Raw genomic sequence first — 14,186 nt, 5'->3', positions numbered from 1 at the left:
GGATTTAAGGAACATCAATGGCAGTTGAACTTAACGCATTACGCGATCAGATTGATGCAGTCGACAAGCAAATGCTAGAGCTACTTGCTCAGCGTTTAGCGTTAGTAGAGAAAGTGGGTGAAGTAAAAAGCGAACACGGTTTGCCAATTTATGCCCCAGATCGTGAAGCCGCAATGCTGGCATCACGACGAGCTGAAGCTGAAAAAATGGGGATCCCTCCACAGCTGATTGAAGACATTCTTCGTCGAACTATGCGTGAGTCCTATGCCAGCGAGAAAGATTCCGGTTTTAAGTGTTTGAATCCAGAACTGCGCTCTGTGGTCATTATTGGTGGTAATGGCCAATTAGGTGGCCTGTTTGGTCGAATGTTCAAACTATCTGGCTACCAAGTTAAAGTGTTGGGCAGCAAAGACTGGGATTATGCCGATGACATCCTAAAAGATGCGGGGCTGGTAGTAGTTACAGTGCCGATTCACCTAACAGAAGGTGTGATTGAGAAGCTCGGTAACCTGCCACAAGATTGCATTCTTTGTGACCTGACTTCTATCAAGTCTAAGCCGCTGCAAGCAATGTTGAATGTGCACCAAGGTCCGGTTGTTGGTTTGCACCCAATGTTTGGCCCAGATGTACCGAGCCTAGCGAAGCAGGTGATTGTCTACTGTGACGGTCGTGGTAATGAGCAATACCAATGGCTATTGCAACAGTTTGGAATTTGGGGCGCAAGCTTGTGCCAAATCGATGCGCAAGAGCACGACCATGGCATGACTTTGATTCAGGCGCTGCGCCACTTCACTTCCTTTGCTTACGGTATGCACCTAAGCAAAGAGAATCCGAACATTGAACAACTGCTAAAGCTGAGCTCACCGATTTACCGTTTGGAGCTAGCGATGGTAGGGCGTCTGTTTGGCCAAGATCCAAACCTATACGGTGACATCATTCTTTCATCACAAGAAAACATCGACATGATTAAGCGTTTCCACCAACGCTTTGGTGAAGCTTTGTCTGTTTTAGACAGTAAAGACAAGGCTGAGTTTGTCGAAAGCTTCGAGCAAGTGAGTGACTGGTTTGGTGATTACTCGCAGCAATTCATGAACGAAAGTCAGAACTTGCTCAAACAGGCTAATGACAATATCCATCGTGGATAAGAACCGATTTTGAATGTAAAAAGAGCAGCTTATTCGCTGCTCTTTTTTATTCGTATGTTTCGTGATGATCAGTTGGTTGATGTGGCACTGTTATCTTCACTCGATACTGTGCTGATGCTGGTATCACGGTAAGGTGAGTTAGTAAGGTTGATTTGCAGGCGAACCACGTTATCAATCAATTGAACCAACGGACCCCATTTCACCTTCTTCTCTTTCTCGAACGCGTAGTTAAAGTTCTCTGGCGTCCAATCCATCAAGTATTGTGGGTTCAATGCTCGGCCTAAGAAGCGCACTTCATAGTGCAGGTGCGGGCCGGTTGAGTTACCTGAGTTACCACATTTCGCAATCACATCGCCTTTACTGACGAACTCTCCGCTCTTCACGCTGAACTTGCTCAAGTGAGCAAAGGAGCTAGAAAAGCCAAACGAGTGACGCAGCGTGAGGTAGTTACCATACCCACGGTTACCTGGACGTACCGTTTCTACCACACCGTCTGCCGGCGCAAGGATCTGTTCTCCACGCTTACACGTTAGGTCTATCCCTGTATGAACATGACGTTTGCCCGTGATTGGATTGACACGACTGCCAAAAGGAGAGGAGATACGTTGATAAGTCATTGGGCTGTCGTTTGGAATCAAACGGAACATGGTCGCACGAACTGCAGAATCGATTGCCGCAGCATCAATGCGTTCTTCCAGTGCATGTTCATCGGTGCTCAGCTCTTCATCTGCTAAACCCAACACAGACTCAACATCAAATACACGCTTGCCTAGCAATTGAATCTGGTTGTTTTTATCGGTTAAGGACTGAGAAAGAGAGTGGTTGGTATCTAACTGCTCTTCGTACAACACGGAGATTTCAGCTTTCTCGCTCTCTAGCTTTGCGATGGTTTGATTGAGTGCTTGTGTGTCATGAATCTGCTTTTGATGCAGGTACCAAGCACCACCAACAACAGCGGGTAGTGCAACGACTGACGCACAGATAGCTAGGATCGAAAGGCGACCCAAATGAAATTGCTGATTCCCGTCTTTTGTCGGGATCTGCATGATTATTTTTTTAGACATGGTTATTGTTACTAAAGTAGGCGTTCAATTTATTCTTCCCCTAAATCTGAAAGATGCTCTAACTCTCGATTCAGAAGCTCGTTATTGCCTACATTCAATTCTATAAATCGTTTTAGTTGGCTAATACTATCGATGTCTATGTTGGCGATCTTTAGCCTAATCTCGTTATCTATAATCGATATGATGTTGGCGGTTAGCTGCATCACTTGCTCTGATTGAGCAAACGAGAACGCAACATCTACCTTACGTGACGGTTCAAGTGAACTTGCATTTTCAGCTTTTAACAGCAAGCCATGTAATGAGAGATCTTGAATCGTGGCTTGTAATGCCAAGTCACCTTGTTCCAATAAAGCTGAAACTTGATAGATAATGCGTGAAAAGCGTCGTCTCTCCGTCATAGAGCTTTCTCATTAAGTCGTCAAATCAGTCGAAGACTATATCAAATAGAACAAAAACTGTTCAATTTTTGTTCTTAAAATATCGAGCTAGCACAGAGTTACGATTGCTAAAGGTCAAGCTCTTAATTGAAAAAATGCCAATTTGAGCCATTTATGCAACACATACAACAAAGGCCGCTATGATAGCGACCTTTGTACGAATTACAAGCAAAGGTGAGCGTAAGGTGATATACCGCACACTCATCTTATAACCGAAATTACTTCGATACGCGCTTGTATTTGATGCGGTGTGGTTCAGCTGCTTCAGGACCAAGGGTCTTCTTCAGCCATTCCATGTACTCGTTGTAGTTACCTTCGTAGAAGTTAACTTGGCCTTCATCGCGGTAGTCGATGATGTGCGTTGCAATACGATCTAGGAACCAACGGTCGTGCGAGATAACCATTGCACAGCCAGGGAACTCTAGTAGTGCTTCTTCTAGTGCACGTAGTGTTTCAACGTCAAGGTCGTTGGTTGGCTCATCGAGTAGCAGTACGTTACCGCCAGCTTTAAGCAGCTTAGCAAGGTGCACACGGTTACGCTCACCACCAGAAAGCTCGCCGATAACTTTCTGTTGATCAGAGCCTTTGAAGTTAAAGCGAGAACAGTAAGCACGTGCAGGGATTTCGAAGTTGTTGATCTTGATGATGTCAGCGCCTTCAGAAATCTCTTGGAATACCGTGTTCTTGTCGTTCATTGAGTCACGGAACTGCTCAACAGACGCCAGTTTCACTGTTTCACCCAGCTCAATCGTACCTGAGTCTGGTTGCTCAGTGCCGCTCAGCATCTTGAATAGAGTCGATTTACCTGCACCGTTTGCACCGATGATACCCACGATTGCACCCTTAGGCATGCTGAACGATAGGTCATCGATAAGAACACGACCGTCGAATGACTTAGTCAGGTTGTTCACTTCGATAACTTTATCACCTAGACGCTCACCTGGCGGGATGAACAGCTCGTTGGTTTCGTTACGTTTTTGGTGGTCAGTGTTTTGTAGCTCTTCAAAGCGTGCCATACGTGCTTTAGATTTCGCCTGACGACCTTTAGGATTTTGGCGAACCCATTCAAGTTCTTTCTCGATGGTCTTTTGACGAGCTTTTTCTTGCGATGCTTCTTGTTGTAGACGCGCATCTTTTTGCTCTAGCCAAGACGTGTAGTTACCTTCCCATGGAATACCTTCACCACGGTCAAGTTCTAGGATCCAACCCGCTGCGTTATCTAGGAAGTAACGGTCGTGGGTAATCGCAACTACAGTACCAGTGTAATCAACTAGGAAGCGTTCTAGCCATGCAACAGACTCAGCATCCAAGTGGTTGGTTGGTTCGTCGAGTAGCAGCATGTCTGGCTTTTCAAGAAGAAGACGACAGATAGCCACACGGCGACGCTCACCACCTGATAGGTGTTGGATTTTTTGATCCCATTCAGGAAGGCGAAGTGCATCAGCAGCACGCTCTAGCGCGTTATCTAGGTTGTGACCATCTTTCGCTTGGATTAGCGCTTCTAGTTCACCCTGTTCTTTTGCAAGTGCATCAAAATCGGCATCTGGTTCTGCATACGCAGCGTATACCGCATCCAAGCGCTTAAGTGCGCCAGCAACATCTGCAACGGCTTCTTCAACGATTTCACGAACGGTCTTTGACTCGTCCAGAACAGGTTCCTGTGGTAGGTAACCTACGTTTAGTCCCGGTTGTGGGCGTGCTTCACCATCGATATCAGTATCGATACCCGCCATGATACGTAGCAGCGTAGATTTACCTGCACCGTTCAGACCTAGAACACCGATTTTTGCACCTGGGAAGAAGCTTAGAGAGATGTCTTTAAGAATTTGACGCTTAGGTGGCACAATTTTGCTCACCCGCGACATGGTATATACGTATTCAGCCATTGCCGATCGTTCCTAAATTAACTGTCATTCAAAGGCTCTATTTTATACCAACTCCTTGAGTTTTGTTACCGGATTGCAAGAAATTAGCATCTTGTGTGATTTCTTCTTCATCGCTGACCGGAAACTCCCAACTTTAGGGTATACACTTTTCTTGTTCAGCTTTGATTCAAATACCCACTCTTCATCGGGATGGATGAATTGTCGGGAATCTATTTGCTTTGAAGGGTTCTAAAGTTTTACGAGTACAACATTTATTACATCAAGTCGCTTTACAATAAGAACTTAATACGGTGTAAATAGATGCATATGCTTTATGACTTACCGCGCCTTGTATTCACCAGTGGTAAGAAGTGAAGCGATAAACGTCTGGGGAAAATGACGCACATGAGATTCAACGTATCTGAATTGGCTAAAAGAGTATGCTACGCAGCCGCTTTATGTGCGGTAAGCGTGTCAGCAAACGCTGCGCTGAGCCTTGAAAAACAGCGCCAAGTCTATGAGCAAGCTCAGGATTTATTAGATAAGAACGACATTGATGGTTACTTATCTATCCGTTCTAAAATCGCCGACTATCCACTGACACCTTATGTGGATTACCGGGTGTTTCTGAGGCAATTATCGAGTAAGTCTCCACAACAGGTAGACGAATTTATTAATGACCACGAGGCTTTTCCATTCTCACGTCGAATTCGCGCCCCTTACTTAGATAACCTTTATCGTCAGAAAGATTGGAAAACCATTACCGAGTTCCAAAAAGTGGAGCCAAGTGGTGAGCGTTACCAGTGTATTTTTTATGTCGCTCAATTAGAGCAGGGTAAACAAGTTGCTGCCTTTAAAGGCGCAGAGCACATGTGGCTGCGCGGCAAAAGTATCGCCGACGAGTGTGACCCATTGTTCTCTGCGTGGGACAAAGCGGGTGAGCGCACCGATGAGATGATTCTTCAGCGTATGTTGCTGGCGTTTGATGCTCGTAATGGTGGCTTAATGAGTTACCTGCAGAAACTGCCAGAATCAGCCAAAGCGAAGCAGCAAGCTAAAGCAATGAAAGCGCTGTTTGATAAACCAGAAACGGTCGCTGCATTTGCTAAGAAACAACCGGCTAATGATTTCAATCGCGCTCAGAGTGAATATGCGTTAGAGAAATTGGCTCGTAAAAATACTAAGCAAGCGCAAGATGCGTATGCTGCGGTTGTGAAAGGCCAAAAGTTCTCCCCTGAGAAAGCGCAAGCTCTGGCTGACTACATTGCGATCCGTTTGATTCGTACTGAGTCGGACTCATTAGCAAATTGGCGTGATGATAAAACGAAGTCGAGTAAGAATTTACCCTTGATTGAAAGCCGCATTCGTTTGTCGATTCAAAACGGCGATTGGAAAGGCGTACAGAAGTGGATTGCGGTTTTAAATGACAAGGAACAGGCAACGCTTCGGTGGCAATACTGGCTAGGTCGTAGTGAAATCGCTTTGGGTGATGCTACTGCGGGTAAGCAACGTTTGTCGAAATTGGTCGGCCAGCGTAACTTTTACAGCGTTGCTGCGGCCAATGCGATTGGTCAGTCAATTAAGTACCCATCGAGTTCCGTTAAGTTAGACAAGAAAGCAGTTCAGCCATACCAGAAATCTTTGGCACGTATTGAAGAGCTTATCGCGACCGACAAAATTGCCGCAGCGAAGAGTGAATGGACCCATTTGCTTCGTCGTGTTAGTAAAGAAGAGAAAACGCAACTTGCCGCTTATGCCGCTTCTAAGCGTTGGCACAACCTCACTGTGATTGCGAGTATTCAGGCGGAAATGTGGGATAACATCCCATTGCGTTTCCCGGTGGCGCATCGCTGGTGGTTTAACTTCTACGCTGAGAAACACAACATCGACCCGATTACGATGATGTCACTCGCTCGACAAGAAAGTGCATTGGATTCGGAGGCGCGTTCGCCTGTTGGTGCTCGTGGCCTAATGCAAATTATGCCCGCGACGGCTAAGTACACGGCGAACAAGTACAAGCTCAAGTATCAAGGTACGCAAGACCTGTACAACGTGGGTAAGAATATCGAGATTGGTAGCCACTACTTACAAGGTTTGATGGAGGATTACGATAATAATCGTATTTTTGCGCTCGCTGCTTATAATGCAGGACCTAACCGAGTAAAAATGTGGCGAGATCGAACACAAGGAAAAGTCGACGCTTATTCCTTTATTGAAGCAATTTCATTTAAAGAGACGCGTGGTTATGTGCAGAACATTTTGATGTTTGAAACTTACTATCGCGACCTTTTAGGTGTAGATGGTTCGTTCTTGACCCCAAATGAGATCAATACCAAGTATTGAGTGAGGTAACTTGATGTCACACGAACCTGAGTACAAAGACTGGCAACAGATTGTCGAACTGATCCGTTCTAGCGTGGATAACCAGCAACACGAGATGTTGTTGACCATGTTAATGACGCCGGATGAAAGAGAATCGCTCACCGCACGCGTCAACATTCTAAATGAGTTGCTCAAAGGTGAGCTGTCGCAGCGTCAAATCAGTCAAATGCTTGGAGTGGGTATTGCTACCATCACTCGTGGTTCGAATGAGTTAAAGTCGAAATCTGATGCGGACAAAGACAAACTCAAGACATTGCTAGAGCAGGGGGCTCAATAATCTTTGAGTTGAACTCTCTGAGTTATAAGCAGCAAAAAGGGCGGAATCTCCGCCCTTTTTAATGTGTGCTATCGCTGCTATGAGATTTAAAGCTCGTAATAAGCTCCGTGCAGCTATAGATTAGCTGGGAAATGTTCTGGGTTGGTAAAAGGAATCAACGCCAGAATCAACGCTTGATGATAGACCGAACTGCGCGTCAGTTGGTTTTGAGTCAGTAGACCAATTGCGCCACCTTTCTGTTTGATGTTGTCGGTACCAAATACCTCATCCATCACATCGCCAAGCTCATTGGCATGTTCAAGTTTTTGGAGCACTTCTGGTGGTAGCATCAAGCTTGCTGAGCGAGATTCCCCACGATGCGTGTCAGACTCAATCACCATCCAAGCAAATGTGACTTTGCCTTCAATTCCGGCCTCTAAACCGACATAGAAATCCGCATTTGGCATTTTTGCTTTGGCGTTACGAACTCGGTTTAATGCGCCAAGATGTGTTTCATCATTAGACGTCGGTTGGTCTGCCACTTCACTTGGAACACTGACACCAACAAACTCAAAACTTTGCTCTGAGAAAGCGCTTTGAAAAGCACTCTCTACAGCCTTGATTTTCGCTGGGTTTAGGGACGCGATAACGACTTTTTGGGTTGCCATGATCTTTTTACCTACCATGTTCTTTTTACTTACAATAATCCCTTAGCTCAGTTTTACTTGAGTGGGTTTTACATTCTCGCTTGGGTAACAACCTAACACTTTCAAGTGCTTAGTGATCTTAGTTAGCTCATCAATCGCTTGCTGCATCTCGCTAGAACCTAGGTGAGATTCAAGGTCTACGTAGAACATCTCTTCCCATGGGTTACCCATAATTGGACGTGATTCTAGTTTGGTCATGTTGATGTCGTAACGCTGAAGTACCAAGAGTGTCTGAACCAGAGAGCCAGCTTGTTGCGACGTTGACATGATCAATGTGGTCTTCGCTGGAATCTGCGTCGATACTTCTACAGGTTTACGTGCGACAACGATAAAGCGAGTGTGGTTTTCTGTTTGGTTTGCGATGTTGCCTTGAATGGCTTGTAAGCCGTAAAGTTTACCGCTTGAAGCATTACCAATTGCCGCAACGTCATCACGGTTAAGCTCTTGTACCTTCTGCATTGCATCTGCAGTACTTGCGCAGGACTCTAGCTTCACGCCTTTCATGCGGCTTAGGAACTCGCTGCATTGCTGGTGTGGTTGTGGATGTGAGTAAAGTGTTTTTATGTTCTCAAGACGAATGTCTTTGGTCGCTACGAGGCAGTGCTCAATTGGTTGAGTCAGTTCACCAACAATATACAGTGTTGTGTGTTGCAGTAGGTCGTAAACTTCGTTGATTGAGCCAGAGCTAGTGTTTTCAATTGGAAGTACACCGTAGTCTGCATGGCCAGATTCCACAGTCTGAGTCACTTCTTTGAAATGTTCACAGTTGAGTTCAATCAGTTCTGTATTCTTACGGCTGAAGTATTCACGACTCGCAAGGTGAGAGTACGAGCCTTTTGCACCAAGGAAAGCAACGCGAGCAAGAGGCTTGCGACTTTGCTGTGGATTAACCAAGTTCTGCAAGTAGCTTTGCTGAAGAAGAACAGAATCTTCAATGATGGTATGGAAAAGTTTGGTGATGTACTGAGCGTCGAGTTCGTATTTATCACGGCCGTTGGTGATCAGTTTTACTAGAAGTTGTTGTTCACGGACTGCATCACGAACAGGTTTCGACGTTTGAACTTTGCTTTTAGCGACTTCAATACTGAGCTTGCGGCGTTCTGACAACAGGCTTAGCAGCTCGTCATCCAGCTCATTCAAACGTAAACGAATTTCTTCCAGGGAAATAGGTTGGTCAGTCATCAATTCTTTCCTTATAAAAAAAGCCCCCCGATTTGGGAGGCTTTCTGTTTGTTTTTGACTTTTCTTTCACAAACGAGTTAGCCCCTCCAACTATGGAAGGAAAAAGAAGTCAAAAAGAAACAGGTTTGTTGAATGCATAAATAGTGCTTAATTTGTGAGTGTTTAAACACAATAAGCAAGCAGGCGGGGAGCGTCAAGCAAAAAAATAGCGCCTTTCGGCGCTACTTCCTCAATCTGGACGGTTTACTCTTCTTCTTCCACTAGCTCAGGCTTATTCGCACGTCGAGCTTCAGGTTTGTGGGTCAGCTTATTCAGTTGTCGTTCTAGTTTTTGCTCCACTTCATTGATAGCTGCGTAAAGATCTTCGTGAGTTGCTGAGGCGATTAGCTGGCCTTTAGGAACTTTGATAACGGCTTCGAATTTCTTCTGTTTGTTTGGTTCCTCACTGAAAGTTGCTTGGCATCCAATGATGTCTACTTGCCATTTCTCCAGCTTTTTAAATTTGCTCTCAATATGAGCACGGATTGCAGAGGTGATTTCGATGTTTTTACCAGTGATGTTCATTGTCATAAATGTTTTTCCTCTGTTTCATCCCTCATGGGTTGAATTCAGATTACCGCTTTGAGGATAAAAGAATGTGATCTTGATCACTATTTTGAGCGGCTTTTTGGAGATGGAAAATGAATGTGATCTCACTCAAGAACTGCTGAGATTTATGTGAAAATTGCTTGTTATCGGATTTGAAATCATTAGATTGGATAGAGTACTGAGCTGAAAACTAACCCGTTTTTAGGGGAGTTATACGGCCTGTAATTCTAGTTAGTTAAAAATTAACCAGAACAAAGATGTGAATCAGATCACTCTTAAAGTGCACAGTAAGTTAGATTCAAAAACGCCGCTTAATTCGTTGAGCGGCGTTTTTGGTTTTCTATTTAGAGTTTCTCTGTTTATGGGGTTTGACTGACTCTTCTCAGCGGCGTCATAAAAACGGGATCGTCTGGAACAAGTAAAACGTTATCCAGCGTTTTCGCGAGATCAAGGCTCTCTAGCTGCTTGTAGATCACGTAGTAGCGATTCACATTGGTCACATATCTTACGGTTTCCCCCAAGCTCCTACGCGTCACCACCTCAACGTTGTTAAACCAAACATTGGGATCGTAGCCTTGTTGAGCCGCGCGCTTACGCATTCTTTCAACGTTTCCTGGCCCGGCATTGTATGCCGCGAGTGTTAAGTAGAGTTTGTTCTCTTTGCTGATTGCCTCATCACTGAAGTAGTAGCGGCGCAGGAATGCCATGTATTTCACGCCTGCATGAACATTGTTTTCCAAGTTACGAATGTTTTTTATGTTTACGTTCGGGTCACTCGCAGTGCTTGGTAAGATTTGCATGATACCAACTGCGCCACGGCTAGACGCTAAGTTGTTATCGAACCCCGACTCTTGATAAGCCACTGCAGCGATCAGCAGATAATCAAAGTCGTACTTCTCCCCATATTTAGAAAACAGAGCAGAGAGCTTTTCAAGCTGAGCAATCTTTTTCGGGTTCAATGCCTTGTTCAACCAATTGGTGTTGTCGATGTACTTACCGTAAATGACGTTACCAAGTAAGGTGCCAGATTTGGCTGTGCGAATGAATTTGTTCACCACTTTCATTAGCTCAGGGCTGTCGTGACGCATTGCCCAAGCGATCTCACCGCCTTTACGGATTGGGATTTTGGTATGAGCACGGATATCTTCCATAAAGCTCATCCACAACTTGGCTTTGTGGCTATCAAGAACGATGGCTTTGACATAGCCATTGTTGAGCATTCCCACCAATTCGTAGTCTTGTAGTGTTTCTTCTATGAAATGCACAACAACAGGTGGTAAGCCTTTCTTGTTAAGTTGTTTGTTTAATGCCTGAATACTCTCGAAGTAACTTGAACTGGCGCGTACCCATATTTCCTTGCCGCTTAGCTGATCAAGTTTGGTCATCACTGGTGTTTTCTTATTGGTGATTACCCATTCTTCAATGCCCGTGATGGCAGGATCACTAAAATCAACCAACTTCTTACGTGCGTCGGTAATGGTGAGATTCGCAACAACCAAATCTCCTAACCCTTGTTCAAGGGAGGGAAGCAGCTCATCACGAGATACAGGAATGATTTGAATATTGATCTTAGGTTTGAGTTTGCGTAAATCTCTCTCAAAATGCGCAAGCAACTCAGCGCCAATCCCTTTTGGCTCTCCTCCCTCTATGTAATAGAAACCCAAATCGGCTGATACCAACACGCGCAAGACGTTTTTCTCTTTGATGACATCGAGATCGCCAGTGTAAGGCGGCTGTCTAAGAGGAGATAGCTCGAGAGCAAAACTCGACGCGGAGAGTAGGATCAACAGTCCCGTCCATAACTTTGATAGTGTCACGTTCACATCCATGTTGATGGTGGAGGAGAACTTTAAGCATATGTGTCGCTTAAAAAATCATCAAGGAAGTGAATGTGATAAGGAGAAAGGATAAAACAAAAATTAATGCGGAATAAAACAAAACCGCCACAGTTTGGGGCTGTGGCGGCTTAAGATTAGTTAACTGGGTTGAGCTTTATCAGCTCTTCAGTCCTGGCAACTGAATCATCCAGTTTCAACTGTTTGTAAGCTTCTAGCTGAATCTCAAGTGACTTACGAGCGGCTTCTGTATCAGGAAACGCTTTTTGCAGCTCTTGCGCACGGTTGATTGCTGCAATCCATGCTTCACGACGTAAGTAGAAGTCTGCGGTTGCAAGATCGTAGTCAGCAAGACGGTTCTTCAATGCCACCATGCGTTTTTGCGAGTCTTCCGCATAAGGGCTATTCGGGTAACGATCGAGCAGCTTTTTGAAATCATCAAATGCTTTCTTTACTGGCTCTGGGTCACGGTCACTACGGTCTACGTTGAACAGGTCATGCATGAAGTTACGGTCTTGTGCCATGTGGCTCAAACCGCGCATGTATAAAACCCAGTCCATTTTTTCGTGAGTAGGGTTCAAACGCATAAAGCGAGAGATTGTTGCCAGACCTAATGCTAGGTCATCGTTTTTGTAGTACGCGTAGATAAGGTCAAGTTGTACCTGCTCAGAGTAGGCACCAAACGGGTAACGCGAATCCAAAGCTTCTAATTTTTCGATGGCAGAAAGCCAGTTACCGCTTTGCAGAGAAGTTTGCGCGTCTGCATACAGTTCAGAAGGTGGCACATCAGGAACGATTTCTTCTTTGCTTGCACAGCCAAACAGAAGGGATACCGCTAAAAGGCCTGTTAAAGTCTGATGTTTCATATCAGGAGTCTGTTCCTTGAATCTAAATATTTCTTAAGCTGCCGTTACTTTCTTTCCAGTAACAGATACAATGACGTAATAGTCTATTTTTCCACAGTCGTGAGCATTAGTCTCACAGTTTTTAAAAAAGTTCGATATGGCTCAGCAGATTGTTTTAACCAACACCGTAAAAGATAGCCAATTAGGTCAACGTTTAGACCAAGCTATCGCCGAATTATTCGCGGACTTCTCTCGCTCTCGCTTGAAAGAGTGGTTGCTTGCAGGGAAAGTACAAGTGAATGGTGAAGTTGTCACTAAACCTCGCACCAAAGTAATGGGTGGCGAGGAAATTACCTTGCAAGCCGAGCTGGAAGATGAAGAACGCTGGGAAGCACAAGATATCCCTCTCGATATCGTCTACGAAGATGAAGACATCATCGTAATCAATAAGCCTCGTGATTTTGTAGTACACCCAGGTGCGGGTACGCCAGATGGCACTGTACTAAACGCATTGTTGCATCATTACCCAGACATCGCCGAAGTACCTCGTGCAGGTATTGTGCATCGTCTAGATAAAGATACAACAGGCCTAATGGTGGTAGCGAAAACCGTACCAGCACAAACTCGTCTAGTACGCGCGCTGCAAAAACGTAACATCACTCGTGAGTATGAAGCGATTGCAATCGGTCGTATGACGGCGGGCGGTAAAGTAGATAAACCAATTGGTCGTCACTCTACTAAACGTACGCTAATGGCGGTTGCTCCAATGGGTAAACATGCTGTTACTCACTACCGTGTGGCAGAACATTTCCGTGAGCACACACGTATTCGCTTGCGTCTAGAAACGGGTCGTACACACCAAATTCGTGTACACATGTCTTACCTACAGCATCCACTATTAGGTGATACTGCTTACGGTGGTCGTGCTCGCATCCCAACTGGCGCATCACAAGAGCTAACGGAAATGATCCGTGGCTTTGACCGCCAAGCTCTGCACGCGGTAATGCTTCGTTTTGAACACCCTGTTACTGGTCAAGAGCTAGAGTTCCACGCTCCTGTACCTGACGACATGGTAGAAATGACAGAAGCGCTGCGTAAAGATACAGAAGAGTTCGGTCTACCTGACGAGTTCTAATATGAAGACAATTATTCCTAACTGGCCAGCACCAAAAAACGTAAAAGCCTTCGCCTCTACCAGAGTCGATGGCTTTTCGACGACGCCTTATCAAGGGCTAAATTTGGGGGCGCATGTTGGGGATGACTTGTCCATCGTAGAAAAGAACCGTGACTGGTTGGCGCAGCAAGCAAAGATGCCTAGTGCGCCAATCTGGTTGAACCAAACCCATTCTACAGTAGTAGCTCAAGCAAGCGCTCCTACAAAGCAAGTACTTAATGCAGATGGTGTGTTTACCTCTTCAAGTCAGGTTGTGTGCTCGGCCATGACAGCGGATTGTTTGCCTGTTCTATTAACCAATACGCAAGGTACCCAAGTGGCGGCTGTTCACGCTGGTTGGCGCGGCTTAGCAAATGGCATCGTTGAAAATGCACTAGAGTTGTTTTCTGGTGAGGTAATGGCGTGGCTTGGTCCTGCAATTGGCCCTCAAGCATTTGAAGTCGGTGAAGATGTTCTGCAAGCCTTTGTGGATTTTGATTCACAAGCTCACCAAGCCTTTACTCCTCGTGATATTGAAGGGAAGTGGCTGGCGGATATGGCTAAGCTTGCTACTCAACGTCTCAACAAACTTGGTGTCACTCAAGTATTTGACTCTGGCCTGTGTACTGTCCAAGACAAAAATGACTTTTATTCCTACCGCCGTGATGGTGTGACAGGTCGACAAGCTACTTTTATTTGGATTGAGGACTGATCACTACTACGCAAA

The 14,186-nt window shown here is 45.2% G+C and carries 13 protein-coding genes and 1 other annotated feature; of the genes, 5 read left to right on the top strand and 8 right to left on the bottom strand.

The features are described from left to right. The first annotated feature begins 17 nt into the window (after positions 1-17). Complete coding sequence (tyrA, locus tag ACLIIY_RS12480) at positions 18-1,145, top strand: bifunctional chorismate mutase/prephenate dehydrogenase (protein WP_334543774.1); 1,128 nt, start codon at positions 18-20, stop codon at positions 1,143-1,145. Positions 1,146-1,213: 68 nt separating this feature from the next. On the opposite strand, the gene ACLIIY_RS12475 is transcribed toward tyrA, so the two are convergent. The 3 genes from ACLIIY_RS12475 to ettA form a co-directional block, all read right to left on the bottom strand. Further along, positions 1,214-2,209, bottom strand: a complete 996-nt coding sequence (locus tag ACLIIY_RS12475) for a M23 family metallopeptidase (protein ID WP_009707683.1) — start codon at positions 2,207-2,209, stop codon at positions 1,214-1,216. 29 nt (positions 2,210-2,238) lie between these two features. Beyond that, positions 2,239-2,607 carry a PilZ domain-containing protein gene (locus ACLIIY_RS12470; protein WP_020197984.1) on the bottom strand — a complete coding sequence of 123 codons (369 nt, stop codon included), beginning with the start codon at positions 2,605-2,607 and terminating at the stop codon, positions 2,239-2,241. A 257-nt stretch (positions 2,608-2,864) separates the two neighbouring features. Then, entirely contained in the window at positions 2,865-4,532 is a 1,668-nt protein-coding gene (gene ettA, locus ACLIIY_RS12465; protein ID WP_005425335.1) for an energy-dependent translational throttle protein EttA, read from the bottom strand. A gap of 375 nt (positions 4,533-4,907) precedes the next feature. Here ettA and ACLIIY_RS12460 point away from each other — a divergent pair, with 375 nt between their 5' ends. Together ACLIIY_RS12460 and trpR are read left to right on the top strand one after the other, a co-directional pair. Next, the gene (locus tag ACLIIY_RS12460) at positions 4,908-6,854 is read left to right on the top strand and encodes a transglycosylase SLT domain-containing protein (protein ID WP_334441989.1); all 1,947 of its coding nucleotides are present in this window, start codon (positions 4,908-4,910) and stop codon (positions 6,852-6,854) included. A gap of 13 nt (positions 6,855-6,867) precedes the next feature. Next, positions 6,868-7,170 carry a trp operon repressor gene (gene trpR, locus ACLIIY_RS12455; protein ID WP_005440603.1) on the top strand — a complete coding sequence of 101 codons (303 nt, stop codon included), beginning with the start codon at positions 6,868-6,870 and terminating at the stop codon, positions 7,168-7,170. Between the two features lie 113 nt (positions 7,171-7,283). Here the strand turns inward: trpR and yjjX are convergent, their stop codons facing one another. From yjjX to ACLIIY_RS12430, 5 genes are all read right to left on the bottom strand, one after another. Next, positions 7,284-7,817, bottom strand: a complete 534-nt coding sequence (yjjX, locus tag ACLIIY_RS12450) for an inosine/xanthosine triphosphatase (RefSeq protein ID WP_434527676.1) — start codon at positions 7,815-7,817, stop codon at positions 7,284-7,286. 42 nt (positions 7,818-7,859) lie between these two features. After that, positions 7,860-9,038: a prephenate dehydratase gene (pheA, locus tag ACLIIY_RS12445; RefSeq protein WP_009707679.1), complete on the bottom strand. Its 1,179-nt coding sequence runs from the start codon at positions 9,036-9,038 to the stop codon at positions 7,860-7,862. 13 nt (positions 9,039-9,051) lie between these two features. Further along, positions 9,052-9,173, bottom strand: a sequence feature (Phe leader region). 108 nt (positions 9,174-9,281) lie between these two features. Then, a complete protein-coding gene (hpf, locus tag ACLIIY_RS12440) occupies positions 9,282-9,608 on the bottom strand; it encodes a ribosome hibernation-promoting factor, HPF/YfiA family (RefSeq protein ID WP_005447957.1) in 327 nt (108 codons plus the stop codon). Between the two features lie 377 nt (positions 9,609-9,985). Continuing rightward, complete coding sequence (locus tag ACLIIY_RS12435) at positions 9,986-11,455, bottom strand: transglycosylase SLT domain-containing protein (RefSeq protein WP_434527675.1); 1,470 nt, start codon at positions 11,453-11,455, stop codon at positions 9,986-9,988. A 143-nt stretch (positions 11,456-11,598) separates the two neighbouring features. Beyond that, entirely contained in the window at positions 11,599-12,327 is a 729-nt protein-coding gene (locus ACLIIY_RS12430) for an outer membrane protein assembly factor BamD (RefSeq protein ID WP_009707676.1), read from the bottom strand. A gap of 136 nt (positions 12,328-12,463) precedes the next feature. On the opposite strand from ACLIIY_RS12430, the gene rluD reads away from it, so the two are divergent. Further along, entirely contained in the window at positions 12,464-13,441 is a 978-nt protein-coding gene (gene rluD, locus ACLIIY_RS12425; protein ID WP_434527674.1) for a 23S rRNA pseudouridine(1911/1915/1917) synthase RluD, read from the top strand. A gap of 1 nt (position 13,442) precedes the next feature. Continuing rightward, positions 13,443-14,171 (top strand): peptidoglycan editing factor PgeF, encoded by a 729-nt coding sequence (pgeF, locus tag ACLIIY_RS12420; protein WP_434527673.1) that lies wholly within the window; start codon positions 13,443-13,445, stop codon positions 14,169-14,171. Positions 14,172-14,186 lie beyond the last annotated feature (15 nt).

Origin of the sequence: Vibrio sp. K4, assembly GCF_051122595.1 — a bacterium.
In the GTDB taxonomy this organism is placed as follows: Bacteria; Pseudomonadota; Gammaproteobacteria; order Enterobacterales; family Vibrionaceae; genus Vibrio; species Vibrio owensii.
This window is presented reverse-complemented; position numbering and strand designations above follow the sequence as displayed.